This window comes from Sinorhizobium fredii (genome assembly GCF_002944405.1).
Classification (GTDB): domain Bacteria; phylum Pseudomonadota; class Alphaproteobacteria; order Rhizobiales; family Rhizobiaceae; genus Sinorhizobium; species Sinorhizobium fredii_C.
Window position 1 is genome coordinate 2,131,640 of sequence record NZ_CP024307.1, and the last position, 24,426, is coordinate 2,156,065.

Below are 24,426 nucleotides of genomic sequence, written 5' to 3' on the forward strand. Positions count from 1 at the left end.
GTGAGGGGCAAATTCCCAACTACGCGGCGTAGGTCGACCGATATTGGCCCTGCACATCCTGGCCGCCCGTTCCGGTCTTGAACCGCTCGATCTTTTCGTTCAGCACCTCCACCTGCCGCCGCAGGCCGTGAATCTCCGCGGTATTCTCTTCGACCATGGCGGCGTTCTGCTGGGTGATCAGTTCGACCTCGTGAACGGCCGCGTTGACCTCGTTGAGGCCGGTATACTGTTCGGCGGCGGCGGCTTCGATATTGGCGACCAGTTGGTGGATGGTTCCGATATGGTCGTTGATCACCGACAGGGCATCGCCAGTCTCCTGGACCAATGCCACGCCGCTGCGCACCTGGGCGGAGCTTGCCGAGATCAGTCCCTTGATCTCCCGTGCTGCGCCGGCGCAGCGCTGGGCCAGTTCGCGGACTTCCTGCGCCACCACGGCAAAGCCGCGGCCCGCCTCGCCGGCGCGCGCAGCCTCGACGCCGGCATTGAGCGCCAGGAGGTTGGTCTGGAAGGCGATCTCGTCGATGACGCCGATGATCGTGCCGATCTTTTCCGACGAGCGGTTGATTTCCGCCATGGCGTCGATCGCCTTGGCGACGACCTGACCGGAATGCTGGGCGTAGGAGTTCGTCTCGTCGACCGAAACGGTGGTCTTGCGAGCGCTCTCGGCGGTGGTGCGGACGATTTCGGTGAGCTGCCGCAGGGCGCGTGAGCTTTCCTCGAGTGCTGCCGCCTGCTGCTCGGTGCGGCGCGCCAGATCGTCGGCCGAGGCCGAGAGATTGCCGGTGCCGCCGGTGATCTCCTCGGTGACGAGGCGGACATCGGTCAGCGTCGCGCGGAGCGCGTCGACGGCATTGTTGTAGGTCCGCGCCATCATCACGTAGTCGGCCGGCAGATCCTCCGCCATACCCTCTTCCAGGTTGCCGGCGGCGAGCTGCGCAAGGACGTCCGACAGCGCATTGAGCGCTTGCATCTGCTCGGCCTCGATGCGGGCGCGTTCGGCGGATCGCCGCGCCTCCTCCTCGGCCGACAGGGTACGGGCCGCCTGGGCTTCGCGCTCAAGCCGGATATTTTCCAAGGCATTGTCGCGGAAGACGGCGACGGAACGCACCATGTCGCCGATCTCGTCGCCGCGATTGCGGCCTTCGATCGCCACTTCAAGGTCGCCCTTGGCAAGCCGGGTCATGGTTTCGGTGACCCGTTTCAGCGGACCACGCAGCGTCTCGACGAGCATCAGCCCACCGATGATCGCAAGCAGCGTGCCGGCAACCATGGCGACGATCGAGACTGTCGCCGAACGCTGGCTATCCTGTTTGCCCGCTTCCTGAGCGCTGCTGACGAAACTCTCGAGCGTGGCGCTCGCCTTCGCAACAAGGCTCGAAGCTTCCGCCTTGGCGGCCTGCCACCGGGCGCCCACATCGATCAAGGCGGCGCTGCCCTTGTCGATATCGTCCAGCGACGGCCCGAGCTTGGCCGGCAGGTCGCGCAATGCGGCGTTCTTGCCACCGAGGTCTGACAGCTTGCCGGCCGTCTCGCGAACGGCGTTGATGTCGGCGACGATCGGCGTGCGACTCGCCGCGTCGAGCTTGCGGTGCAGTTCGCTGATGTGCAGCCGGGTGCTGGCGAGGCCCTTGAACGTGTCGTCCATCAGCGCGATCAGCGTCTTCAACGTGGAAATTTCCCCGTCCATGCTGACGAAGCGCTTGGCGGCCGTATCGGAATTCTTCGCAGCCTCCTTGGCGAAGTCGGCTTCATATTTGGAGAACTTGCTGAGGATCGGCACGAAGGCGTTTTTCTTCGCTTCGTTATCCTGTACTCCGGCCAGAATCGCCTGAATCTTCTGCGCCTGCTCCTTGATCTCGGCGATCGGCTTCTTGACCTGGTCGGAGGCGATCCGCTCGGATTCGCCAATCTGCTTCATCAGGTGCGGCAGCAGCTTGGTGGCCTGTTCGATCTTCGCGTCGGGATTGACGGCCATCGTCACCGGCAGGCGGAACTTCTTGATTCGCTCAGCGAGCCCCTGATAGGCGGCCGCATCGAAGAGCAGCGCCTTGGCGAAGGCTTCCTTCTCGCCTGATTCCTCCTGAAGGATGTCGATCTGCTTATAGGCGCCGTTGCCGTTCTTGGTCATTTCGGCGAGCGCCGCTTCCAGCGATTTCGTCACCGTCTCGCGTTCGACCTGAACGGCCCAGAGCTTGTCGGTCTGGCTGCGCATCGCTTCGCCGAGAGCGACGACAGAGGCGATCTGCGCCCGGTCCTCTTCCCGTGTCAGCAAGGATTCGAGCGACCTGACCCCCTCCTCCTGCTCGTCGATCATCATCGCGAGCCGGCCGCGGCTTTCCTCGCCCGGATCGTCCAGGAAGTCCTGCAGCGCAGTGCGCAGGGCCTGGAAATCCGACAGATTGTTGATGGTTTCGCGGGTCACTGTCATGTGGCCGTTGAGCGTACGGGCCGTAAAGAAGCCGACAAGCCCGATACCGGCGATCAAGGCCACCAGCGGAACGACGAAAAGGAGGACTTTCGTGACGATGCGCAGGCGCTGCAGAAGACGATCGATGACAGACATTGCGAACCCCGATTTTGTTATGAGGAACATGTCCGCGCGGTTGGAGTGCTTGGCGGCCGCTGGCGGCAGCACAGGCATCAACGACTGCCGGCGGAAGCACCTCCCTGGCTTCGGCTGGCAGTCCTGGGATCGACGGCTGCTGCGTTTCCGGGCCGTCGCCACCGATCGCATCATGCGATTGGACTGCGGAATCATCGGGACGATAGGCAGCGAAACTTAAGATTCCGCGAATGGACAGCACCTGCGCCCGCACCGCGTGCGTCCTTGAGAGCCGCGCAGCGAGTTTGCCGCGCGTCAAAACGCTTCCGACGCAAACACGTCCTTGAGTTTGCGCGCTTTGGACGTCAAAGCTCTACCACAGGGCGCCTCGACGGATTCGCCCGGTCCCGCCCAGAACGCCCTCAGCCAAGGTCATCGGGAATGCATTCCTCAGCCAATATCCGCGGCATCGCCTTCATGACGCTTGCCATGGCCGGTTTCTCCTGCAACGACGCCCTCGTCAAATCCGTCACGGGCGTCATGAACACGGGTCAGATCATATTCGTGCGCGGCTTGATGACGACGCTGATGATACTGCTAATCGCCCACCGCTTCGGCGCGCTACGCCCGGTTCGCACAGTCTTCAGGCCGGTGATCATGCTCCGCATCGCCATGGAGGCATTGGCCTCGCTGACCTACATCTCCGCTCTCGGTCACATCCCGCTCGCCAATGCCTCGGCGATCATGCAGGCCCTGCCGCTGGCGGTCACGCTCGGCGCCGCGCTGTTTCTCAGCGAGCCGGTAGGATGGCGGCGCTGGAGCGCAATCGTGATCGGCTTCGTCGGCGTGCTGATCGTGCTCCGGCCCGGGCCTGAAGGTTTTACGCCGGCCGCACTGACGGTCGTAGCCTGCGTCTTCTTCACCGCGACACGCGATCTCTGCACCCGCCGCATCGGCGCCGACGTGCCGTCGCTCTTCATCTCCGTCACGACTTCACTCGTGACGACGCTGATGGGTGCCGCGCTGATCGTCCCTTTCGGCGGCTGGCAGCCGGTATCCGCAAGTTCTCTGACCCATCTCGCCGGCGCCAGCGTGCTCCTCATGCTCGGCTATCAGACCATCGTGCTCGCCATGCGCGACGGCGATATCTCGGTGGTTGCCCCTTTCCGCTATACGAGCCTTCTCTGGGCGATCACCATCGGCATCGTCTTCTTCTCGGAGACGCCGGACCGCTGGATGCTGGCCGGCGTTGCCGTTATCGTCGGCTCGGGCCTCTACACTTTCTATCGCGAGAGCCTGCGCGGGCGCCGACCGGTGGCGCAGCGCTCTCCCGGCGGGCCGCTCGAATAGAGGACGCTGAAGGATGGCCGGAAACACCGCGATGACGAGCCCCCGCCCGCCCGCAGTCATTCTCGCCGGCGGACGGTCGTCGCGCATGGGCAAACAGAAGGCGGCGGTCATGCTCGGCGGGCAATCCATGCTCGCCCGCGTCGTCGAGCGACTGTCGCCGCAAGCGGCCAGCATTGCAATCAACCTCAATGCCGATCCGGGCATCGCCTTGCCCGGCGATTATCCCGTCCTTGGGGACACGATGCCCGGTTTGCCCGGCCCGCTCGCCGGCGTGCTAACCGCCCTACGACACGCCGGCGAGATCGCGCCCGCGGCAAGCCATGTTCTGACGGTGCCGATCGATGCACCCTTCTTCCCGGCCACGCTTGCTGCTCGGCTTCAGGGGTCGCTGGTCACCGGAAACGAAATTGCCGTCGCCTGGTCTCTCGGAGAGATGCATCCGCTCTTCGCCCTTTGGCCCATCGCGATCGCCGACGATCTCGATGCCTGGATCCGCACCGATGAGAAACGCCGCGTCCGAGCGTTCATCGCCCGTCATCCATCGGTCGCGGTAGACTTCCCGCTCGCCGCGACGAAAGCGGGGCCGCTCGACCCGTTCTTCAACGTCAACACCCCGCAGCAGCTTGAAGAAGCTGAACAATGGCTGAACCGCCTCGAGGATTCCGAACCATGACCGCATCCAAGATTTTCGGCATCGCCGGCTGGAAGAACTCCGGCAAGACCGGCCTCATGGTCCGGCTTGTCAGCGAAATGACCCGGCGCGGCCATGTGGTGTCGACCGTCAAGCATGCCCACCACGACTTCGACATCGACAAGGTCGGAGCCGACAGCTATCGCCATCGCGAGGCCGGTGCTCACGAAGTGACGATCGTCTCATCGACCCGCTTTGCGATCATGCATGAATTGCGCGGCGCACCGGAGCCCAGCTTCGAGGAAATCCTGGCGCGGCTGGCGCCCTGCGATCTGGTGCTGATCGAGGGTTACAAGCGCGAACCGATCCCGAAGATCGAGGCTCGCCGGCTGGAATCGGCGAACCGTGAGCCGCTCGCGCCAACCGACCCGCATATCGTCGCGATCGCCGCCGACCACCCGGTCGCCGAGACCGAGCTTCCCGTCTTCGACCTTGACGACACGGCAGCGATTGCCGACTTCGTCGAGAGGACGACCGGGCTGCGGCGCTCGTCTTGGTCTAGATAGCCACCGCCATTTTGCCCCTCGTTCCTGAGCCTTGAAAAGTCTGGCTGCAGATTTCCGGGCGTTCAGCTAACTTGCTTTGCCGCCACTATTTTGCCCGGACGGATTTGGCGTGAGCTTACCAACGGCCCTAAATGGGTGGAGAGCGGTATTAGGCGCTCAGTGTTTCACAATAAAAGAAACTGCCGCTGTGTCGCAGGCGCGGCGACAGGTGGCGCAAGGGGCGGGCAGGTCCGCTGGTTCGCGGCGAATTTTTGAGATTATCTGCTAGACCGACGCTCTATTTGGCAAAGCAAACTCCTGCATCGACCTATTCTGGGTGACGCCCGAGCCAGCTCAGAGGCACATCGCTGGCTCAACCGCGAGGGCAGCATCGTCATTCAAAACATCTGGCGCCCCGCGCCGGGAAAGAATGCAATCGCCCTCGTCGATCCGGCCACCCGCGAACCAAATAAGGAACATGACATGTCACTGTTGATTACTATCGATACCGATCCGGACTTCACACCAAAGGACGCGGTCCCCGCACCGGAACGGCTCATTTCGGGGAATCCATTCTTCAAGACCTGGGCACAGGATGCCTCGAAAGGCGAGAAGGTGCTGACTGGCGTCTGGGAGGCGACGCCTGGCGAGCATCATTCGATCAAAGGGACCACCTATGAATTCTGCCATATCATATCGGGTCTCGTGGAAATCGAGGAGAAGGGCGGCGAGACGAAGACCTATCGCGCTGGTGACAGCTTCGTCATGAAGCCTGGTTTCGTCGGTGTTTGGCGCACGATCGAGACTGTACGCAAGATCTACGTTTGTGTTTACGAGTGACAGCAAAACTCAGGTGCGCCCGACTGTAGGCGCACCTGAGACTTCCAGATGAGGCGACTTCAGAAAACTCGACGCGGTTCGGCGCGCAGTGAGTGCTCGAAAGACGGCGTTCCCGGTGCTGTCATGCCGGCCGTGTAGCCGCCGTGGCTCGCGAGCATCTCCTGCTTATGCGGGGCCAATATCAGGCGCGATGTGCGCCAGGCATCCGGACCGGGCACACCATTCACTCGTTCAGGAAGCCGACGATGCCCTTGATTTCGGTAAACTCGTGCAGTCCGAACTTGCCGTATTCCCGACCGTTGCCGGATTGCTTGTAGCCACCAAACGGCGCGGCGCTGTCCCACGCGGAGCTGTTGAGGCGAACGGTGCCGCTCCGCAGCCTGCCTGCGAGCGCCCGCGCTTCCTTCGGATCCCCCTGAATATAGGCTGCGAGGCCGTAGGGCGTATCGTTGGCGATCGCGATCGCTTCCTCTTCGGTGTCATAACCGATGATCGACAGCACAGGGCCGAAGATTTCCTCCCGTGCAATCGTCATCTGATTGGTGACGCGGGCAAACACCGTCGGGCGCACGTAATAACCCGCATTGAGATGCGCAGGGCGGCCAGGGCCACCCGCGACGAGCTCCGCTCCTTCCGCGATGCCGCGTTCGATCAGCGCCTGGATCTTGTCGAACTGGGCGGCGCTTGCCACCGGTCCAAGGTCGGTGCGCGGATCCGAAGGCGGACCGACAACGAGCGCAGCCGCTTCCCTCGCGGCGATCGAGCTTGCTTCATCCATCCGCTCCGCCGGCACCAGCATCCGTGTTGGCGCAGTACAGGTCTGGCCGGAATTGCCGAAGCACCGGCGAATGCCGGCGGCGACCGCGGCTGCGAAGTCGGCGCTGCGCAGGATGATGTTCGGCGACTTGCCGCCGAGCTCCTGATGCACTCGCTTGACCGTCGGTGCCGCGGCCTGCGCCACGGCAATGCCGGCGCGGGTCGAGCCGGTGAAGGACACCATGTCGACGTCCGGATGGCTGGCGAGCATCGCGCCAACCGTCGGACCGTCGCCCTGGACGAGGTTAAAGACCCCCTTGGGCACGCCGGCCTCATCCATGATCTCGGCAAAGATCACGGCGTTGAACGGAGCGATCTCCGAGGGTTTGAGCACCATAGTGCAGCCGGTCGCGAGTGCCGGAGCGACCTTGCAGGCGATCTGGTTGATCGGCCAGTTCCACGGCGTGATCATGCCTACGACCCCGACCGGCTCGTGCACGATGCGGGTCGAGCCCTGCATGTATTCGAAAGCGAAGGTCTCGAAGGCCTTGATCGTTTGCTCGAAATGGGCAGCGCCGATGGCGGCCTGCTCGGCCCGGGCCATGGCGAGCGGCGCGCCCATTTCCCGCGAGATGATGTCGCCGAGCTCGTCATTGCGGCGCTTCAGGATCGTTACAATGCGCTTCAGCAGTTCGGCGCGCTCTTCCTTGGACGTCTGCGAGAACGAGGCAAAGGCCCGCCGCGCGGCCGCGACCGCTTTCTGGGCGTCGGCGGCACTGCCGATCGCGATCGTTCCGATTGGCTGCTCGGTGGACGGGTCGATGACCTCGCGGGACCTCGACACCGTGGGTTCGACCCATTCACCGTCGATATAGAACTTGTGGGCATGTTTCATTGGCGGCTCCCATGTATGGCGTCCTGCGTGCCATCGGCGGCGCGTTCCACGAATCCGGCGACAGCAACGATGGCTGCCTCCGTGTGCGGCAAAGCGGCCAGCTCGCCCAATGTTACCGGCTTAATGGGTGGGCGTAGCCGATAGTAACCGAGCTCTCCGGGCGCAACGCCACGGCATTGCGCCAGCAGCTCAACCGCGGTCAGTCCGCATAGCCGACCCTGGCATGGTCCCATTCCGCATCGTGTGAACGCCTTCATTTGGTTAGGGCCCGGCACGCCGAGCGCCGCAACTTTACGCAGCTTGCCGGCTGTGATTTCTTCGCAGCGGCAGACGATGGTGCCGTCGTCCTCGGGCACGCGAAACGTTTTGCCGGGCCGGAACCGATGCTCGATGAAAGTCCTGCCCCTGAAGGCTCGCGCGAGCCTCCGCGTGAGTTCGTTCCGGCGCTGTTCGTAGGCACCCTGGCCAATGCGATCCAGGTCGAGCGCTGCGGTCAAGCCCGCGAGCTCTCCTTGGTGAGCCGAGGCAACCGCTCCGACAATTCCCGCCGCATCACCGGCGATCGAAACCCCCGGAACCGAACTCGCGCCGCGAATGTCGACGGCTGGGCGGAAGGCTGCCAGGCGCTCGTCCCAGACGTAGTCGCACCCGGCTGCGAGCGCGAGATTGAGGTTCGGCGCGATCCCCTGGTGCAGAAGGAGCAGGTCGCCTTCAATGTGCAGGGACTTATCGCCGCGATGGACCCGCAGGGCGCTGAATTGTCCGGAACCGACCGCCTCGAGCGCGGTCACCCCGCGAATGACGCGGGTTCGTCGGTGAACGTCCAAGAGGAGCTTCAGGCCCTTGAGGGCATAGGGCGATGCGGCAAAACCAAGCAGATGAGGCAGGGCCGAGCGCCAGTTCCCGGCCGGCGTGGTATCGACGACCGCTATCACGGACACGCCTGCCCGCAGAAGTTGGCTTGCCAGTAAGTACAGCAACGGCCCGGTCCCGGCGAGGATGGTCCGCCCGGAGGGCACCAGGCCTGACGATTTCATCAAGATTTGCGCCGCTCCCGCCGCCATGACGCCGGGCATGGTCCACCCCGGGAAAGGGAACGGACGCTCGAGCGCGCCGGTTGCGAGAATCACCCGATGGGCGGCGATCGGCCGAGCGATGCCGCCGAGCGAGATCCCGACCTCGAGCGCATGCGCGCCGTCGCCAGTTTCCTCGTCAGCCGGCCCGACGCTCCACACCGTCGCCCGGCGGGCATAGTTCAAGTCTGCGCCCCGGAACCGCTCGATGAGCATCCGACCGGCAGCGTAGTCCGGCCCCATGCGCGCGAGATCGCCGTCCGAAGCCCGGTCGACCGACCGATAGATCTGGCCGCCAGGCGATTCATTTTCGTCGGCCAGCAATACGGCGAGGCCATGGGTCGACGCTTCGATCGCTGCCGAGAGGCCGGCGGGCCCTGCGCCAACGACGACGAGGTCATAGGCAGGCGCGAGATCGGCGGCCGACTGAATGTTCTGAATCATTCTTCCTGCCCCGGCATGGCCGCGCCATTCTGTGTTTCAACCCTCATGCCCTCCACCACGGTGGTCAGGCAGGCCTGCCGGTTCGGCCGGCCATCGATCTTGACCAGGCATTCGAAGCACACACCCATCATGCAGTAAGGACCACGGGCGGCGCCGGACACCGGGGTGCGCCGAGTGCTGCAATGTCCTGCGGCCAAGAGGGCAGCGGCGACGCTATCGTCCTGGCTGGCCATGGTCGGCACGCCGTTGAATGTGAATGAGACCGAGCTCTCTTTTCTGTCAGACAGCCGCCGGAACATGGAACCTCCGGGAATGAAATACGGAAAGATCCTCAGAAAGCGCCCCGGCCGAAATTTGCCGCGGCAGGACCAGCGCATGGTTCGCCGCCAGCGTCACGCCGGAATGGCAGGCGACTGCAAACGCACCTGGGAACCGCTCCGATTGCTCGTAAATGGGGTAGCCGTCGGGCGTCACCACACGGAATGCGGCCCAGATCCGCACCGCCCTGGCGTCCCTGAGCAGTGGGAAGGTGCGTAGCGCGCGTTCGGCCAGAACTGCGGTGATTGGTCCTCGCGGTCGCTGGTGATCGATTGTCGCCTCCTTGCTCTCACCGATCAGCACAGAGCCCTCGTCTGTCTGCCGCAGATAGCCGGTGGCATGGCTGAGGAAGGGCTTCAGCCGCTCCGTGACGATGATCTGGCCGCGGCTGGGCGAGAGCGGAACGCTCAGCCCAACCATCGGGGCCAGCGCGGTATTGCCGATGCCGGCCGCAAGCACGATCTTGCCGGCACCGAGCCTCCAGCCTTCCCCGGCCACTTCGAAGCCGCCGGCGCGATGGCGGATCGCAGTCGTCTTGCGATGCGGAAAATAGTGAACGCCACGCTGCTGCAGCGCCTTGTGAAAGCCAGCGAACAGCCGCAGCGGGTTTGCGTGTCCATCGAGCGGGCTGAAAATCGCGCCTGCCACTGTCTCGCCGATGAGGGGCAAGCGGCGGCGCGTCTCCGCCTGGTCGAGTATCTCATATTCGAGCGGCGGCGTTCCTTCCGCGTCCATTCCTTGTTGGTCGGCGAGCCTCGCCATCGATGCGATCCCGCGTTCCAGTTCCGTTGGCGTGAGCCGAATTGAGAAGCCGCCCGACTGGACAAAGCCGGTATCGATACCGGTTTCGGCTTTGAGTTCGGCTGCCAGCCGGTGCCAGTTCGCCGTCGAGGTTCGCGACCACCGCGAATAGGCGGCGTTGCCGAGGCCCTTGCTAGAGCTCCATACGAGACCGAAATTCGCCCGGGCGGCCCGGTTTGCCACATCGCCCTCGTCGAGGATTGCAATCCTTTGTCCGCATCTCGACAGACCCCAGGCTATCGATACCCCTACCAGCCCGCCGCCGATGACGATTACGTCGTAGTCCATTCCGCTTGCTTCCCTCGGCGCGTCACCCCAACGGCTTTCTCCTGTTCTGCCCCTCAGATCGCGCCGACTTTGACTTTCGAACCATCAAGGAGGCGCGACAGGCGGAAAGGGGTGGGGTCGACACAGGGTGTATCATTGGCAACCAGGTCGGCCGCCAGGCGGCCGATACCGGGGCCCAGGCCGAAGCCATGGCCGGAGGCGCCCGCTGCCAGGTAGAGACCTCTCACACCGTCGGCCGGCGAGATGACCGGCACCGCGTCCGGCGTGAAATCCACGTAGGCTCCCCAACTGTCGGCGACTTCGACTCCCGCCAATGCAGGAAACTGCTCGGTGACCCGTTTCAAAATAGCCGCGATGGTGCGGCGGCTCGGCGGCGGGTCGAGAACGCGCATCCGCTCGAAGGCCGTCGGTTTGCTCTTGTTCAAGCTTCCGATTGCCTCCGGACCCTGGAGGAAGGATTTGCCGATGCCGAACTGCACCGCTTTCAGACGCTTCATGAACATCGGCATGAACCAGCGGGCGTAGCGAATGCCTTGTGGCGTGATATCGAGCATCGCCCTGCCGCTGATCGCAAGCGTGTAACTGCCATCCAACCGGCGGGTCAACGCACACTCCGGCGTATAGATCGCTTCGCCCAGATCCGCTGTCGGCCGCGTACGAAGCGCTGTCTGGCGCACGCTCGCCTGCGGAAACAGAACTCCGTGCTGACGACAAAACATGGACGTCCAGGCACCGCCGGCGCAGAGAACAGCTTGTGTCCGGATGATCCCCTTTTCGGTGATCACCCCCGTGACCGCTCCATTGACCAGATCGAGGCCGCGGGCAGCGCATTCCTGGTGGATCGTCGCGCCGAACCTGCGCGCGCCGTTCGCGATCGTCGGCGCGGCGATAGCAGGCTCGCCCTTGCCGTCATCGATCGAATGCACTCCGCCGAGCCATCGGCGGCCGTTCGCCGGAATTGCGGCAGCCGCTTCCTTGGCGCTCAGCATCTTCGTATTGACGTTGAACTGGCGGGCCGTATCGCGCCATGCTTCCCATTCCGCAAGCTGCCGGGGATTGTCTGTCGCGTAAAGCAGGCCGCATCGACGGAAGCCGACGTCCTCTCCGATTTTGGATTCAAACTCACCCCATAGCCGCAGCGCGACACCCGAAAGCGGCAGCTCGCGCTCATCCCGGTTCTGTTGGCGGCACCAACCCCAGTTGCGGCTCGACTGCTCGCAGCCGACATGGCCCTTTTCGACCAGAGCGACGGAGAGCCCCCGCTCCGCCAGAAAGAAAGCTGCCGTTGCACCAATGATGCCGCCGCCGATGACGACAACGTCGGCCTTGGCGGGAAGCTCTTGATCGTTCTGTATGCGTTTGACAATTGGAGACATGGGGCTGACCTGAACTGATTTTGACGGCCGATCTATACGGCACTGTTTCCTGCCCCTCCGGCAGGAAACATCTGAGGCAACGACGAAGCTACCGAAGGAAGGCGATCAGCATGCATCGAATAGAAATGCAGGCACGGCAGAAAATTTCGTTTTCGGCCGAGCGACAGTCACGTATTCGACGGCCGAATGGCTAAGTTACAGAGCATCGTCTGACGACAGTGGTTTTGAATCGACTTCCGGTCCAGTACGACAGCTGCCGCGATCGGCTTCATGTCGCCCCTGCTGTTACAGGCCCAAATTGAAGAGCGTGCGCAATCAAAAACAGAGATGAAGCCATGACTGCAGACACTCATGAGTCCCCTGCGCTCGCGATGATCCATACTGTCCCCGGGATCATCCCCGCGTTTAATGAACTCGTTGGCCTCCATCTGCCCGGTTGGCGGCCGTTCAACATGTTGGATGAGAGCCTGCTGGGGAACACGATCCGCGAAGGCACGCTTTCACTTCAGACCATGCGAAGGCTTGCGACTCACATTTGGTCGGCGGTGGATGCGGGGGCTTCGGCTGTCCTCGTCACCTGTTCCTCGCTCGGCCCTGCAGTGGATGCGGCAATGCCGCTCTGCCCCGTACCCCTCTTCCGTATAGATGACGGGATGGCGATTGAGGCGATCCAGCGCGGCAATCGAATTGGCGTCCTTGCAACTCTGGCTACAACAATGATCCCCACAACCCAGTTGATTGAACGCCATGCTCATAGGATGGATCGTAACGTTTCCGTCACCAGTCGTCTTTGTGAAGGAGCCTTTGACAAATTGCGTAGCGGTGACAGGGCGGCGCATGATGCGATGATACGTGAAGGCCTCGGTTCGCTCGTGGGTAGTGTCGACGTGGTTGTTCTTGCTCAAGCATCAATGGCAAATGCCCTAACTGAGATGAGCGAGACGTCGGTGCCAGTACTTACGAGCCCTGAACTCGGTGTGCTGCACATGTCCTCCGCACTAAATGCGCGCTCCCGCGTCCAGGAAAGTGCGCAAAGTTAGGCAGGCGTTGGCCGGATTTCAGCAGTCCCGAACAGCCCGCCTTGAAACTGCGCGATCTGATCGCAAAGCAGGCGACGGTTATAGTGGTGTCGTGTCATCTTTCGAGTCAGAACCGCGTTTAACGAGATGGAAGGTGATCTCGGCCAATTGACCTCCTGATCAACAACGCGAGCAGCGCAGCTTCACCGACGTGGGAACTCTCCGGGAAGCGTCCATCCAGCAGCCGCCTCATTGTCCGCTTTTTGGAACCGCACTGCACATTCCCATCGGTATTGGTGAACGCCAGCTTAGGGTCGACTTTGGCCCTCAGCAAGGCGATACAGGGGCGCGAAGCCGCCATCCGGCATCTTGCGCATTCGACTTCCGCTCCCTCGAACCTCAGCGCCTGGGTGCTCGCTTACTTTTCAGCGGCCTTCAAAACTCGCTATCACGCGGTAGTTTCTAGCAATCCAATCAAGTTACCTCGCGCGTAGCGTCTATTGTCGACATCAGACCGGCAGCCCGGCCTGTTTGCGCAAGCTCTTGTCGAACGCCGATTCGGGGACCAAACGGCGCAGCAAGCCAACTTGGCCGGCCAGCTTTCCCGCGGTGTAACGTCTTCTAGGCGCCTTGGCCGTTGCCGCTTTGACAACGGTCTCTGCCACGACCTCGGGGTCGTCGCCCCTTTCCACGCTCTTCCGCATCTGCACTTCCATGTCAGCGCGCACCGCGTCGTAGACAGCAAGCGAGCGATCAGGCTTAGTCAGGTTTTCCTCGAACGCCGTGCGGGTAAAGCCTGGCTCGACCAGCGCCACTCGAATTCCGAACGTGCGCAGTTCGTGATCGAGCGATTCGGAATAGCCCTCGACGGCATGCTTGGTCGATGCATAGAGAGCATTGTAGGGCGACGGGATCAGCCCCAGAATGGAGCTTATGTTGATGATCCTGCCCTTTCCTTGGCTCCGCATGATTGGCAACACCGCGTTGGTCACCCGGAGAACTCCGAAGACGTTCACGTCGAACAGCGCTTGTGCCTGCGCGATTGAGGACTCCTCTGCGCCGCCGAGCAAGCCGATGCCGGCATTGTTGACAAGCAGGTCTATGCGTCCGGCCTCGGCGAGCACCTCATCGATCAGCTTCGCCACAGACTCATCGTCCGTTACGTCACAGGTGAGCATGGTGATGCCGTCAGTCCCTCCGGCGGCCGCACGACGGCTGGTCCCGAAGACTCGAAAACCCGCCCGCTGAAGGGCTTTGGCGGTAGCGTGCCCGATGCCGGTCGATGCCCCAGTGACCAGGGCGACACCAAGATTGGCTTTGTTCATGGAGATCTATTTCCTTCTTTGTGCTGAATTTCGTTTCGTTGTCGTTGAGGAGACGAGACTTCAATTGCGGCGCGATCCGACGCCCGCCAGCGTGTCCGTCCAGCGTCGGAACAAGGCGCTGGCGTTAACTCCGCCGAAGCCGAAGCCGTTGGAGATCGCGTAGTCCATCTCCATTGGCCGAGCCTGGTTCGCAACGATGTCGATCCCGTCGCCGGCCGGATCGGGAGCGTTCAGGTTGAGAGTCGGCGGGGCCACCTGGTCCTTAAGCGCCAGGATTGTGAAGATGGCCTCAAGCCCGCCGGCAGCTCCGAGCAGGTGCCCGGTCGCCGACTTCGTTCCGCTGACAGCGACGCTGAAATCGGTGCCAAAGACCCTCTTGATCGCGGCGATTTCTCCCAGGTCGCCAATTGGCGTCGAGGTCGCGTGCGCATTGAGGTGGCGAATCTCGCGCGGTGAAATTCCGGCCTGGGCAATCGCGATCTCCATGGCGCGGCGCGCGCCGTCGCCGTCCTCGGGACCGGACGTGACGTGGTGGGCATCCGCTGTCGTGCCGTAGCCGACGAGCTCGGCGAGCGGTTTCGCACCGCGCGCAAGCGCGTGACTGAGCGCCTCGATGACCAGGATGCCGGCGCCTTCGCCCATGACGAAGCCGTCACGCAACATGTCGAAGGGGCGTGAGGCCCGATCAGGCGTTTCATTAAAGCCGGTCGAAAGAGAGCGTGCCGCGGCAAAACCACCGAGGCTGACGATATTCATGCACGCTTCCGTTCCGCCGCACACGGCGATGTCGGCCTCATTGGCGCGGATAAGACGAGCCGCATCGCCGATCGCCTGAATGCCGGCCGCGCACGCGGTCACCGGCGCGCCGATCGGCCCTTTGAAACCGTAACGGATGGAAATCTGTCCAGCTGCCAGGTTCACCAGGAATGACGGCACGGTGAACGGTGAAAGACGCCGGACACCGCGCTGATCGACCGTTCGCACCGCCTCAGTTATGGCCGGAAACCCGCCGATGCCCGACGCGATGATCGTCGCGGTCCGGGTCCGGTCATCTTCCGAACCCGGCTTCCATCCCGCCTGCTTAAGCGCCTCTTCTGCCGCCGCCAATGCGAAGAGAATGAACCGGTCTACCTTGCGCTGATCCTTTGGAGCAAAGACGGTATTCGGATCGAAGCCTGCATCGGGGTCTTCTTCCAGGGAGGGCACCGTTCCACCGACCTTCGCCGGCAGGTCTCTCACGATATCATCCGCAAGCCGCCGGATGCCCGAACGGCCAGACAAGAGCCGAGACCAGGAAGTCGTCACGTTGGCTCCGAGGGGGCTGACGGCTCCCATCCCTGTGATAACGATACGACGCATGTGATCTCCAACTGTCATTGTGTTTCATCCGTCTGCATGCCGAGCAGACGCTCGATCGGGATCCATTTCGGCAACCGTGTTCTCCGGATGGTCTCGGAACGTGCTTCAGGCCCGAGCGGGCAAGAATCCGTGAACTCATCGTGCGAACGCCGTTGGCGGGAAGTGGATATCTCACGTGTTTCTTGCGGAGGCGGCGATCCGACGAACTTCGTCCGCGGCTGCCGCAAGAAAGCGCTGCGACATCTCTTCCTCGTTCAAGATACGAGAGATCGTCACGGCACCCACCATCAGCGACAGCATTGCCATGGCTTTTTCAGAGGATTTGGGACTTTTCGTCTCCTCCATCAGTTCGTTGAGGATCTGCAGATGCGCTTGAATTCCATCCTGGAACGGGGCTCTCACCTCCTCGGTTTGGCGCGCCGCATCGGCGCCAAGCGCCACCAAGGGGCAGCCGTCGCCCTTTTCTTCGCGATGGCCGGTCGACAGGTAGAGCTCGATAACGGCCTCAAGGGGATCAGGGCTTGCCGCAGCAACAGACGACCATCTGCGGGTCGCGTGCTCCATCGCCCGCCTTGAGGCCTGTGCCGCAAGATCGTCCTTGGATTCGAACTGCTTGTAGAATCCGCCCTGCGTGAGGCCGGCCCCCTTCATCAGATCCTTAAGTCCGATGCCATCAAAGCCGTGCTCTCGAAAAAGCCGGCTCGCCACGTTGATGACCGCTTCGCGATTTGCCTCCGCCTGGGCTCGGCTAACTCTCATTGATCGACCTCCAAATAGATTTCACTTGACATCTATATCACATTTAGATTTAGATCGCAATCTAATTGAACGCGGCGCCCGTTAACAAGGGTCATCTGACATGAAGCGCAAATTTCTTCTCACATCGATCGGCCTTGTGGCTGCAGCCGGGGGCGCGGCATATGCGTTCATCGTCGAACCATCGGGAGTCGAGGCGGCAGCCGCAGATCCTCGCGTCGCGCCGCCCCTCGTGAGCCTGGTGGAAGCGAAAAGGCCGGAGACGGCCCAGCGCAGTTTTACAGGCACGATCGCGGCCCGGGTCGAGAGCAACCTCGGCTTTCGTGTACCCGGCAAGATCATCCAACGCTATGTGGACGTCGGCGAGCAGATCAGGGCCGGTCAACCCCTGATGCGCATCGATGAGACCGATCTCCGTCTTGCGCTTACGGCAAAACGCAATGCAGTCGTCGCAGCTCGGGCTGTCGTGGTCCAGGCGGAAGCGGACGAAAGGCGTTACGCCGCGCTGGTGAAAGGCGGATTGGCCGCGACGCCCCAGCGCTATGAGCAAGCAAAGTCTGCACTCGACACTGCTACCGCCCAACTTGCTGCGGCGGAAGCGGAAGCGAAAGTCGCAGAAAACGAGGCAACCTACTCTCTGCTGGTTGCCGACAGCGATGGAACCGTTGTGGAGACGCTCGGGGAGCCGGGGCAGGTCGTCGCAGCCGGACAGACCGTGATCAGGCTTGCCCAAGCTGGACCTCGTGAGGCGCTTGTTTGGCTCCCGGAATCTCTCCGCCCGCAGATCGGCGAAATAGCCGGGGCCAGTATCTACGGAAATGAAAGCCGGCAAGACAAGGCACGGCTTCGTCAGATCTCTGATGCGGCTGACCCTCGAACCCGGACCTATGAGGCGCGCTGGGTGTTGGACGGCGCCGCAGCGTCAGCCCCGCTTGGCGCGACAGTTACGATCAAAATCTCCAATGGCAGTGGGCAAACGCATGCAGCGGTGCCCGTAGGCGCCGTTTTGGATGACGGCAGCCGAACCGGCGTCTGGATCTTCGATGAAAAATCTTCGACCGTCCACTTCCGGCAGGTGGAAATCGAACACATCGGCGAAGAGATCGCAGTGGTTTCCAGTCTGAAGGCAGGCGAGCCCGTCGTCGCTCTGGGAGCGCATCTGCTGCAGGACGGCGCGGGTGTGCGTACAGGCGTGCAAAAGGCAGAGGCGGCAAACTGATGACCTTCAATCTTTCCGCACTCGCCGTCCGCGAGCGAGCCGTCACCCTGTTCTTCATCGTCCTTTTGGCTGCCGCCGGCGCCTATGCCTTCGTCAAGCTGGGACGAGCTGAAGATCCTTCGTTCACCATCAAGACACTTACCGTCACGTCCGTCTGGCCGGGCGCGACCGCGCGTGAGATGCAGGATCTTGTCGCTGAGAAGCTCGAGAAACGCATTCAGGAACTCACCTGGTACGACCGGGTCGAGACAACAACCCGGCCGGGATACGCGTTCTTGACCGTCACGTTGAAGGACAGCACGCCGCCCAGTGCAGTTGAGGAAGAGTTCTACCAGGCACGAAAGAAGCTCGGAGACGAAGCCCGCAACCTTCCCCAAGGCGTGTTCGGCCCGTTTGTGAATGACGAATATTCGGACGTCAGCTTCGCGCTTTACGCGCTCAAGGCCAAGGGTATGCCGATGCGTGACCTTGTGCGGCAGGCCGAAACCATTCGCCAGGATCTCCTTCATGTACCCGGCGTCAAAAAGATCAACATACTGGGCGAACGGCCGGAGCAGATTTTTGTCGAGTTCTCCTATGCCAAGCTGGCTACTCTCGGGATCTCGGCACAAGACATCGCAGCCGCTTTGCAGCGACGCAATACCGTGACCCCGGCAGGATCGATCGACACGCGCGGGCCGCAGGTTTTCATTCGGTTCGACGGTGCCTATGACAGCATCCAGTCGATAGCCGACACGCCGATCGTTGCAGCCGGACGCACGCTGAAGCTCTCAGATTTTGCAGAAGTGCGCCGCGGCTATGAGGATCCGGCCACCTATCTCATTCGGCATGACGGCGAGCCCGCCATCATGCTTGGGGTTGTGATGCAGCAAGGCTGGAACGGCCTCGAACTCGGAAAAGCGTTGGAAGAACGATCTTCCGCGATCGCCCAAACCCTGCCGCTCGGCATGACGCTTGCGAAAGTCAGTGATCAGGCAGTCAACATCCATGAAGCCGTCGGCGAGTTCATGCTGAAATTCGCAATGGCACTCGGCGTCGTGCTGTTTGTCAGCCTCGTCAGCCTCGGTTGGCGCGTCGGTATCGTCGTCGCTCTCGCAGTTCCGCTGACGCTCGGTGTCGTCTTCCTCATCATGCTGGAAACCGGGCGCTTTTTCGACCGCATTACACTCGGCGCGTTGATCCTGGCGCTCGGTCTGCTCGTTGACGATGCCATCATCGCCATTGAGGTCATGGTGGTAAAGATGGAAGAAGGCATGGACCGCATCAAGGCGGCCGCCTATGCCTGGAGCCATACGGCAGCGCCCATGCTATCCGGCACACTCGTGACGATCATTGGGCTGATGCCGGTGGGATTCGCCCGATCCACCGCCGGCGAATATGCAGGCAACATCTTCTGGATCGTCGGATTCGCTTTGATCGTCTCATGGTTCGTCGCGGTCATTTTCACGCCCTACCTCGGCGTCAAGATGCTGCCCGCAATCAAGCCAGTGGAAGGCGGCCATCACGCCATCTACAACACTCCCAATTACCGGCGCCTTCGCAGTCTCATCGAGTTCGCAGTCCGTCACAAATTCTTGACCTGCGGTCTCGTCGGCGTTGTCATGGCCGTCTCCGTCCTCGGCATGGGGTCCGTAAAGCAGCAGTTCTTCCCGACCTCGGACCGTCCCGAGGTTCTTGTGGAAGTTCGGCTGCCTGAAGGCACGAGCATCGAGACGACCACGGCCACCGTCAAGAAACTCGAACGCTGGCTGCAGGACCAGCCCGAGGCGAAGATCGCGACCAGCTACATCGGTCAGGGTGCGCCGCGATTCTTCTTCGCCATGGCACCGGAATTGCCGGATCCCGCATTCGCCAAGATCGTGGTGCTGACGCCCGATGCCCATGCACGCGAGGCTTTGAAGCATCGCCTGCGGGCAGCCGTCTCCAGTGGCCTCGCTCCCGAAGCCTCCGTGCGTGTCACACAGTTGGTGTTCGGTCCCTACACACCGTTCCCGGTTGAGTTCCGAATCATGGGCCCGGATCCAGATCAGTTGTACAGGATTTCCGAGCAGGCCCTCGCCATCATGAAGAGTGTGCCGGATGTTCGCCAGGCGAACCGCGACTGGGGCAATCGCACGCCCGTTCTGCGCTTCATTCCTGATCAAGAGCGATTAAACCTGATCGGCCTTTCTCCTGCAGAGGCTGCTCAGCAGATGCAATTGCTGCTGAGCGGGGTACCCATCACGCAGGTCCGCGAGAATATCCGCAACGTGCCTGTCATCGCACGGAGTGCTGGCGAAAACCGCCTTGATCCGTCGAGATTGGCAGATTTCTCGCTGATGAGCAGGGATGGCCGACCAATTCCGCTCGACCAGATTGGCCACTCCGAGGTCCGCTTCGAGGAGCCGATCATGAAGCGCCGTGACCGCACTCCGGTCGTCACCATCCGCTCTGACATCAACGAGGCGACCCAGCCACCGGAAGTATCGCAGGAAATTCTCAAAGCTCTTCAGCCATTGATCGCCACGCTTCCTGTCGGGTATCGGATCGAAATGGGCGGAAATATCGAAGAGTCCCTCAAGGCAAATGTCGCACTCGTCCAGATTTTCCCTGCCATGATTGCCGCCATGCTGATCGTCATCATCCTCCAGGTTCGGAGCCTGTCGACGATGACGATGGTGATGCTGACGGGGCCGCTCGGTCTTGCCGGGGTGGTTCCGGTGCTGCTCCTCTTCAATCAGCCGTTTGGCTTCAATGCCATTCTCGGGTTGATAGGACTGGCCGGCATCCTGATGCGGAACACCCTGATATTGACGGAGCAGATCAAGGAGAACCAGGCGGCCGGTCTCGATGACTATCATGCGGTTATCGAAGCGACTGTGCAGAGGACGAGGCCCGTCATCCTGACAGCCCTCGCTGCAGTCCTCGCCTTCATCCCGCTGACCCACTCGGTGTTCTGGGGATCCATGGCCTATACCCTGATCGGCGGCACGGCGGTCGGCACGGTGCTGATCCTGCTGTTCCTGCCGGCGCTCTACGCGACGTGGTTCCGGATCAAGCCGACTGCAGATGAGATCCATGAGGTGTCGACGGAGGAGCCGAAAGTACGCATAGCGCTGGCGGCCGAGTAGTGCCCGGCCGCCGCTGAGACCGGTCAGCCGCCGCGCGCCGGCCTTGACTGAACACGACACACGGCCGGCCCGCGATCATAGCGCTTACAGGATGATCGTCCGGCTGGGTCCGGCAGATCCGTTCATCCGCTCTGGAGACATTCATGAATTATCCGGACCGACCGGGAACTTATACCGACAGTTTGCGGGCGCGCATCCTGGACGTGGCGGAAGAGCACTTCCACCGCATCGGTCATCAGTAGACATCGATGGCCGACATCGCCACCGAACTCGGCATGAGTCGAGCCAATATCTACCGCTTTTTCCCTTCCAAAGATGCGATCAGCGAGTCCGTCTGCGGCCGGATTTTGAGCCGGGCCGCCGACGTGGCCGTTGCGATCGCGAGCAGGAACGTGCCGGCCTTGGAGAAGCTCGAGCAGATCCTGAGCGCGGTTCACCACCACAATAAGATGCAGTTGACCGAGGAAAAGCGCATGCATGCCCTTGTTGCGACGGCCGCGCGGGAAGACTGGCCGGTCATCAAGGCGCATGAGGAGCGGATGATGACGATCCTGGAGGCGATCGTCCGCGAAGGCAAAGAGGCGGACGAGTTCGAGGTCGAAGATCCCGCTGAAACGGCGTGTGCGGTCAACACCGCGTTCACGCCGTTCTTCCACCCGATTCTGATCGAGCACTCTGTTCGACGCGGCGAAGACACCGAAGCGGCCCTGCGCGAGCAGTTCCGCTTTATCCAGAAGGCTCTCGGCCAGAGGTTGAAGGGATCGGGACTATTTGAGGAATGCACGAACCTCTCCGTTTATGTCGCCCGCGGCGAAGCGTGGCCCGCATACAAGCGTGCTTTCGACGCCCAGTTGGCGGTTTTCACCGCCGCATCGAGCGGCTGACCAAGGTTCGCTCTGGGGCGTGTACGCAGCGGCTTCAAACGTACGCACCCTCGACGACAGCAACGGGTCGACAGCCGAGTTCTGCCACCCCGAGGCTCGTTGAAACTTCACGGCGCACCTCAAATTGCTGCGGCTCAGATGTCTTGCGGCAATCCCCCGGGAGTTGAAAATTGATTCTCTGATGCGCCACCAACAAAACGGGGCCGGCAAACCGGCCCCGATTAAAAACATGGCATTCGTCCGCGCTGTTAACGCTGCGCGACCGGCCGCACCAGCGGAGTGACGCGGCGGATCGTGACGCGGCGGTTCTCCTGCTCGGCCTCCGGGGTACGGATCTTGAGGAACCGCTCGCCATAGCCCTGTGTCACCAGGTTTTCCGCCGGGACGCCGTAGACCTCGGTCAACAGCACCGCGACCGACTCGGCACGCTCGTCGGAGAGCACCAGGTTCGACCGGTCGGATCCGACGGCATCCGTGTGACCCTCGATGAAGAAGGTTTCACCCGGATCCTTCTCGAGGACCTTGTTCATTGCATCCGCGACACCTCGCAGCGTCTTTGCCTGCGTCATCGACACTTCGGCACTTCCAGTTGCGAAATGGATCGTGTCGAGATCGATACGACGCACCTTGTCGCGCAGGCGGGCGGAGTTGCGGACCTCATCGATCGTGTAGACGCGCTCGACCTGCTCGACCGGCGGCTCGGACAGGAACTCGTAGTAATCCCGGTCCGGATCCTCGGCCACATCGACGATGTACTCGTCGACCGGAATACTGAGCCGCATCGGCGGCAGTTCGTAGCCGACATCGACGATCGCCGGCCGATCCTCTTCATACTCCGGCGTATACATCATCACATATTCATTGCCGTCTCGATCGACGCGCGTGCGCGTCAGGATATCGCCGTAGCGATTATAGACGGTGACGATCTGGTAGCCGCCGGGACGAACGATCGTTTCTCGGACACGGCCACCCGACAGATTGTCGTAGTAGGACTCCTCCGAGTTCTGCCGCAGACGCGGCCGGTCGTCGCCGCGCACGAAGATGCGATCTCCGACGCCGAGGATCACGCGGTCGTCCACCTGTTCGACCACCTGCACTTCCGTCACGTTGTTTTCGGTCGTGTTGTTGACGGTGGTATTGTTGATGACCGTGTTATTGACGACGGTATTGTTGACGATGTTTGTCGTCTCCGGAACGGCAAAGGCCGGGGCTTCTTCGACCCGCTCGCCTTCCTCCTTCAGCACAGCCTCGATCCGTTGCGAAAGTTCCTCCTTAGACTCCACTGGGATCGCCGCCTGCGCCTGCGCGGAAGCATCGTCGGTTGGAGGAGCTATGCTTTCCTGCTTCGCGCGCAGTTCCTCGCGCTGCTTGCGCCGGGCTTCGCGCGACTGGTTGCCGCCGGAAGTGTCAGCGTCCTTATCGCTATCGAGAACGGCAGCGCCCTTTTCCACTGGAAGCACGACCGTATCGTCGGAAGCCGCCGGATCCTCGGCGATCTTCTGCTTCTCTTCCACGGTGCGCTCATCGACCACCTCGGGAGCAGGCTGACCCTGGGGCTGCTCGCCCTGAAGCTGCTCTGCCGTTGCGGGTTGTTCCGTACCGGGGACGGGCTGCTGCTCGCCTTCGCCCGTCTGTTGGGCCGGAGCCTCGGTCGCCGGCTGCTCGGCGGTCGTTCCACCGTCAGGCACGACAATCGGCTGCTCGGCGGCTTTTTGCTCCTCCGTTTGACGCTGCTCTTCAGCCTGCTGCTGGCGCTTCTTGCGGGTGGGCGCCTGTTCTTCGGCCTGTTGCGGAGCACCCTCCTCTGCGGCTGGCTGCTGCTCTTCAGCCTGCTGCTGGCGCTTCTTGCCACTTGGCGTTTCCTGCTCCTCGGCCTGCTGCGGAGCGGCCTCCTCAGCGGCGGGCTGCTGCTCTTCGGCCTGCTGCTGGCGCTTCTTGCGCCTCGGCGTTTCCTGCTCCTCGGCCTGCTGCGGAGCGGCCTCCCCGGCCGCGGGCTGCTGCTCTTCGGCCTGCTGCTGGCGCTTCTTGCGCCTTGGCGTTTCCTGCTCCTCGGCCTGCTGCGGGGCAGCCTCCCCGGCCGCGGGCTGCTGCTCTTCGGCCTGTTGCTGGCGCTTCTTGCGCCTTGGCGTTTCCTGCTCCTCGGCCTGCTGCGGAGCGGCCTCCTCAGCGGCGGGCTGCTGCTCTTCGGCCTGCTGCTGGCGCTTCTTGCGCCTTGGCGTTTCCTGCTCCTCGGCCTGCTGCGGAGCGGCCTCCTCAGCGGCGGGCTGCTGCTCTTCGGCCTGTTGCTGGCGCTTCTTGCGCCTTGGCGTTTCCTGTTCTTCCGCCTGCGGCTGCTGTTCTTCCGCCTGCCCCTGGGACTCCTCCTCAGCGGCGCGCTGCTTGCGCTTCTTCAGCAGCAGCAAATCCTCCGGTGACGGCTGTTCGGCACCTTCCTGCGCAACTTCGAACGGTGCCATCAGGCTGTCGGCAAGCGCGGGCTGGACCGCAAGAGAAGCCGCAAATACGGGCAAGGCGACCGTTGCGAAAAGTTTGGATCGAATGGACATTGTCTTCCTTCCTCTTGTGGCTCGGCGGCCTCGCCCGCCGCGCCACAGTTCAAGCCGCATCGCATCGGCATAGGGCCATGACCCGCGGTTCCGACATTTTTGTGTCGGTCAAAAAATCCGTAGTCGAACTCCTCAGCCACGGATCGGTTCCGCCCCCAGGGCTATCGAAGCCGACATTAACCGTTCATGAACGGTTCGATCTTCCGCCTCCTCAACCTCAGCGACCGCAAGAAGGGGACATCTCCGCGGTGGGCGACGCCGCTTTCCTGTTGATTTTTACAGGAAAAGCGTACGAATATCGCCGCAACCGGCGGGCAGCTCCTGCCGGCGCTATTTGGCATCCGCGCAC

At 62.4% G+C, this 24,426-nt stretch carries 18 protein-coding genes; 8 read left to right on the forward strand and 10 right to left on the reverse strand.

The features are described from left to right. Nucleotides 1-19: 19 nt before the first annotated feature. Entirely contained in the window at nucleotides 20-2,563 is a 2,544-nt protein-coding gene (locus NXT3_RS10535; protein ID WP_104839304.1) for a methyl-accepting chemotaxis protein, read from the reverse strand. A 420-nt stretch (nucleotides 2,564-2,983) separates the two neighbouring features. Between NXT3_RS10535 and NXT3_RS10545 the strand changes: the two genes are divergently transcribed. From NXT3_RS10545 to NXT3_RS10560, 4 genes are all read left to right on the forward strand, one after another. Further along, nucleotides 2,984-3,892 (forward strand): DMT family transporter, encoded by a 909-nt coding sequence (locus NXT3_RS10545; protein ID WP_037424247.1) that lies wholly within the window; start codon nucleotides 2,984-2,986, stop codon nucleotides 3,890-3,892. 31 nt (nucleotides 3,893-3,923) lie between these two features. Then, entirely contained in the window at nucleotides 3,924-4,565 is a 642-nt protein-coding gene (gene mobA, locus NXT3_RS10550) for a molybdenum cofactor guanylyltransferase MobA (protein WP_104839982.1), read from the forward strand. Further along, on the forward strand, nucleotides 4,562-5,089 hold the full coding sequence (gene mobB / locus NXT3_RS10555) for a molybdopterin-guanine dinucleotide biosynthesis protein B (protein ID WP_097524896.1): 528 nt from the start codon (nucleotides 4,562-4,564) through the stop codon (nucleotides 5,087-5,089). Before mobA ends, mobB begins: the two co-directional genes overlap by 4 nt. 462 nt (nucleotides 5,090-5,551) lie before the next feature. Further along, the gene (locus NXT3_RS10560; protein WP_037424240.1) at nucleotides 5,552-5,908 is read left to right on the forward strand and encodes a cupin domain-containing protein; all 357 of its coding nucleotides are present in this window, start codon (nucleotides 5,552-5,554) and stop codon (nucleotides 5,906-5,908) included. Nucleotides 5,909-6,131: 223 nt separating this feature from the next. Here the strand turns inward: NXT3_RS10560 and NXT3_RS10565 are convergent, their stop codons facing one another. Genes NXT3_RS10565 through NXT3_RS10585 form a run of 5 tightly spaced genes read right to left on the reverse strand, consistent with a single transcriptional unit; the run spans nucleotide 6,132 to nucleotide 11,859 of the window. Then, nucleotides 6,132-7,559, reverse strand: a complete 1,428-nt coding sequence (locus tag NXT3_RS10565; RefSeq protein WP_097538257.1) for an aldehyde dehydrogenase family protein — start codon at nucleotides 7,557-7,559, stop codon at nucleotides 6,132-6,134. Next, entirely contained in the window at nucleotides 7,556-9,076 is a 1,521-nt protein-coding gene (locus NXT3_RS10570) for an NAD(P)/FAD-dependent oxidoreductase (protein WP_097524898.1), read from the reverse strand. The genes NXT3_RS10565 and NXT3_RS10570 overlap by 4 nt, the downstream gene beginning before the upstream one ends. Further along, entirely contained in the window at nucleotides 9,073-9,375 is a 303-nt protein-coding gene (locus NXT3_RS10575) for a (2Fe-2S)-binding protein (protein WP_104839305.1), read from the reverse strand. The genes NXT3_RS10570 and NXT3_RS10575 overlap by 4 nt, the downstream gene beginning before the upstream one ends. Next, a complete protein-coding gene (locus NXT3_RS10580) occupies nucleotides 9,356-10,483 on the reverse strand; it encodes an NAD(P)/FAD-dependent oxidoreductase (RefSeq protein WP_104839306.1) in 1,128 nt (375 codons plus the stop codon). The genes NXT3_RS10575 and NXT3_RS10580 overlap by 20 nt, the downstream gene beginning before the upstream one ends. A 53-nt stretch (nucleotides 10,484-10,536) precedes the next feature. After that, nucleotides 10,537-11,859, reverse strand: a complete 1,323-nt coding sequence (locus tag NXT3_RS10585) for an NAD(P)/FAD-dependent oxidoreductase (RefSeq protein WP_104839307.1) — start codon at nucleotides 11,857-11,859, stop codon at nucleotides 10,537-10,539. A 335-nt stretch (nucleotides 11,860-12,194) separates the two neighbouring features. Here NXT3_RS10585 and NXT3_RS10590 point away from each other — a divergent pair, with 335 nt between their 5' ends. Beyond that, the gene (locus tag NXT3_RS10590) at nucleotides 12,195-12,899 is read left to right on the forward strand and encodes an aspartate/glutamate racemase family protein (protein ID WP_037424228.1); all 705 of its coding nucleotides are present in this window, start codon (nucleotides 12,195-12,197) and stop codon (nucleotides 12,897-12,899) included. A 488-nt stretch (nucleotides 12,900-13,387) separates the two neighbouring features. Here NXT3_RS10590 and NXT3_RS10595 read toward each other — a convergent pair whose 3' ends face one another. The 3 genes from NXT3_RS10595 to NXT3_RS10605 all read right to left on the reverse strand — a co-directional run bounded on the left by NXT3_RS10595 (nucleotide 13,388) and on the right by NXT3_RS10605 (nucleotide 16,321). After that, the gene (locus tag NXT3_RS10595) at nucleotides 13,388-14,203 is read right to left on the reverse strand and encodes an oxidoreductase (RefSeq protein ID WP_097524902.1); all 816 of its coding nucleotides are present in this window, start codon (nucleotides 14,201-14,203) and stop codon (nucleotides 13,388-13,390) included. A gap of 60 nt (nucleotides 14,204-14,263) precedes the next feature. After that, the gene (gene fabF / locus NXT3_RS10600) at nucleotides 14,264-15,562 is read right to left on the reverse strand and encodes a beta-ketoacyl-ACP synthase II (protein ID WP_104839308.1); all 1,299 of its coding nucleotides are present in this window, start codon (nucleotides 15,560-15,562) and stop codon (nucleotides 14,264-14,266) included. Between the two features lie 171 nt (nucleotides 15,563-15,733). Continuing rightward, nucleotides 15,734-16,321 carry a TetR/AcrR family transcriptional regulator gene (locus NXT3_RS10605; RefSeq protein ID WP_104839309.1) on the reverse strand — a complete coding sequence of 196 codons (588 nt, stop codon included), beginning with the start codon at nucleotides 16,319-16,321 and terminating at the stop codon, nucleotides 15,734-15,736. Nucleotides 16,322-16,421: 100 nt separating this feature from the next. Between NXT3_RS10605 and NXT3_RS10610 the strand changes: the two genes are divergently transcribed. From NXT3_RS10610 to NXT3_RS10620, 3 genes are all read left to right on the forward strand, one after another. Further along, nucleotides 16,422-17,537 (forward strand): efflux RND transporter periplasmic adaptor subunit, encoded by a 1,116-nt coding sequence (locus tag NXT3_RS10610; RefSeq protein ID WP_097524905.1) that lies wholly within the window; start codon nucleotides 16,422-16,424, stop codon nucleotides 17,535-17,537. Then, nucleotides 17,537-20,647, forward strand: coding sequence for an efflux RND transporter permease subunit (locus NXT3_RS10615; RefSeq protein ID WP_104839310.1), 3,111 nt, complete (start codon nucleotides 17,537-17,539; stop codon nucleotides 20,645-20,647). Before NXT3_RS10610 ends, NXT3_RS10615 begins: the two co-directional genes overlap by 1 nt. A 248-nt stretch (nucleotides 20,648-20,895) precedes the next feature. Then, nucleotides 20,896-21,531: a TetR family transcriptional regulator gene (locus NXT3_RS10620; protein ID WP_104839311.1), complete on the forward strand. Its 636-nt coding sequence runs from the start codon at nucleotides 20,896-20,898 to the stop codon at nucleotides 21,529-21,531. A 248-nt stretch (nucleotides 21,532-21,779) separates the two neighbouring features. On the opposite strand, the gene NXT3_RS10625 is transcribed toward NXT3_RS10620, so the two are convergent. Next, entirely contained in the window at nucleotides 21,780-24,077 is a 2,298-nt protein-coding gene (locus NXT3_RS10625) for an OmpA family protein (protein WP_104839312.1), read from the reverse strand. Between the last annotated feature and the right edge of the window lie 349 nt (nucleotides 24,078-24,426).

What these genes read in the sequence shown, in the direction of transcription:
- NXT3_RS10535 (WP_104839304.1), bottom strand. Translation starts at nt 2,563, where the DNA reads ATGTCTGTCATCGATCGTCTTCTGCAGCGCCTGCGCATCGTCACGAAA.
- NXT3_RS10545 (WP_037424247.1), top strand. Translation starts at nt 2,984, where the DNA reads ATGCATTCCTCAGCCAATATCCGCGGCATCGCCTTCATGACGCTTGCC.
- mobA (WP_104839982.1), top strand. Translation starts at nt 3,924, where the DNA reads ATGACGAGCCCCCGCCCGCCCGCAGTCATTCTCGCCGGCGGACGGTCG.
- mobB (WP_097524896.1), top strand. Translation starts at nt 4,562, where the DNA reads ATGACCGCATCCAAGATTTTCGGCATCGCCGGCTGGAAGAACTCCGGC.
- NXT3_RS10560 (WP_037424240.1), top strand. Translation starts at nt 5,552, where the DNA reads ATGTCACTGTTGATTACTATCGATACCGATCCGGACTTCACACCAAAG.
- NXT3_RS10565 (WP_097538257.1), bottom strand. Translation starts at nt 7,559, where the DNA reads ATGAAACATGCCCACAAGTTCTATATCGACGGTGAATGGGTCGAACCC.
- NXT3_RS10570 (WP_097524898.1), bottom strand. Translation starts at nt 9,076, where the DNA reads ATGATTCAGAACATTCAGTCGGCCGCCGATCTCGCGCCTGCCTATGAC.
- NXT3_RS10575 (WP_104839305.1), bottom strand. Translation starts at nt 9,375, where the DNA reads ATGTTCCGGCGGCTGTCTGACAGAAAAGAGAGCTCGGTCTCATTCACA.
- NXT3_RS10580 (WP_104839306.1), bottom strand. Translation starts at nt 10,483, where the DNA reads ATGGACTACGACGTAATCGTCATCGGCGGCGGGCTGGTAGGGGTATCG.
- NXT3_RS10585 (WP_104839307.1), bottom strand. Translation starts at nt 11,859, where the DNA reads ATGTCTCCAATTGTCAAACGCATACAGAACGATCAAGAGCTTCCCGCC.
- NXT3_RS10590 (WP_037424228.1), top strand. Translation starts at nt 12,195, where the DNA reads ATGACTGCAGACACTCATGAGTCCCCTGCGCTCGCGATGATCCATACT.
- NXT3_RS10595 (WP_097524902.1), bottom strand. Translation starts at nt 14,203, where the DNA reads ATGAACAAAGCCAATCTTGGTGTCGCCCTGGTCACTGGGGCATCGACC.
- fabF (WP_104839308.1), bottom strand. Translation starts at nt 15,562, where the DNA reads ATGCGTCGTATCGTTATCACAGGGATGGGAGCCGTCAGCCCCCTCGGA.
- NXT3_RS10605 (WP_104839309.1), bottom strand. Translation starts at nt 16,321, where the DNA reads ATGAGAGTTAGCCGAGCCCAGGCGGAGGCAAATCGCGAAGCGGTCATC.
- NXT3_RS10610 (WP_097524905.1), top strand. Translation starts at nt 16,422, where the DNA reads ATGAAGCGCAAATTTCTTCTCACATCGATCGGCCTTGTGGCTGCAGCC.
- NXT3_RS10615 (WP_104839310.1), top strand. Translation starts at nt 17,537, where the DNA reads ATGACCTTCAATCTTTCCGCACTCGCCGTCCGCGAGCGAGCCGTCACC.
- NXT3_RS10620 (WP_104839311.1), top strand. Translation starts at nt 20,896, where the DNA reads ATGGCCGACATCGCCACCGAACTCGGCATGAGTCGAGCCAATATCTAC.
- NXT3_RS10625 (WP_104839312.1), bottom strand. Translation starts at nt 24,077, where the DNA reads ATGTCCATTCGATCCAAACTTTTCGCAACGGTCGCCTTGCCCGTATTT.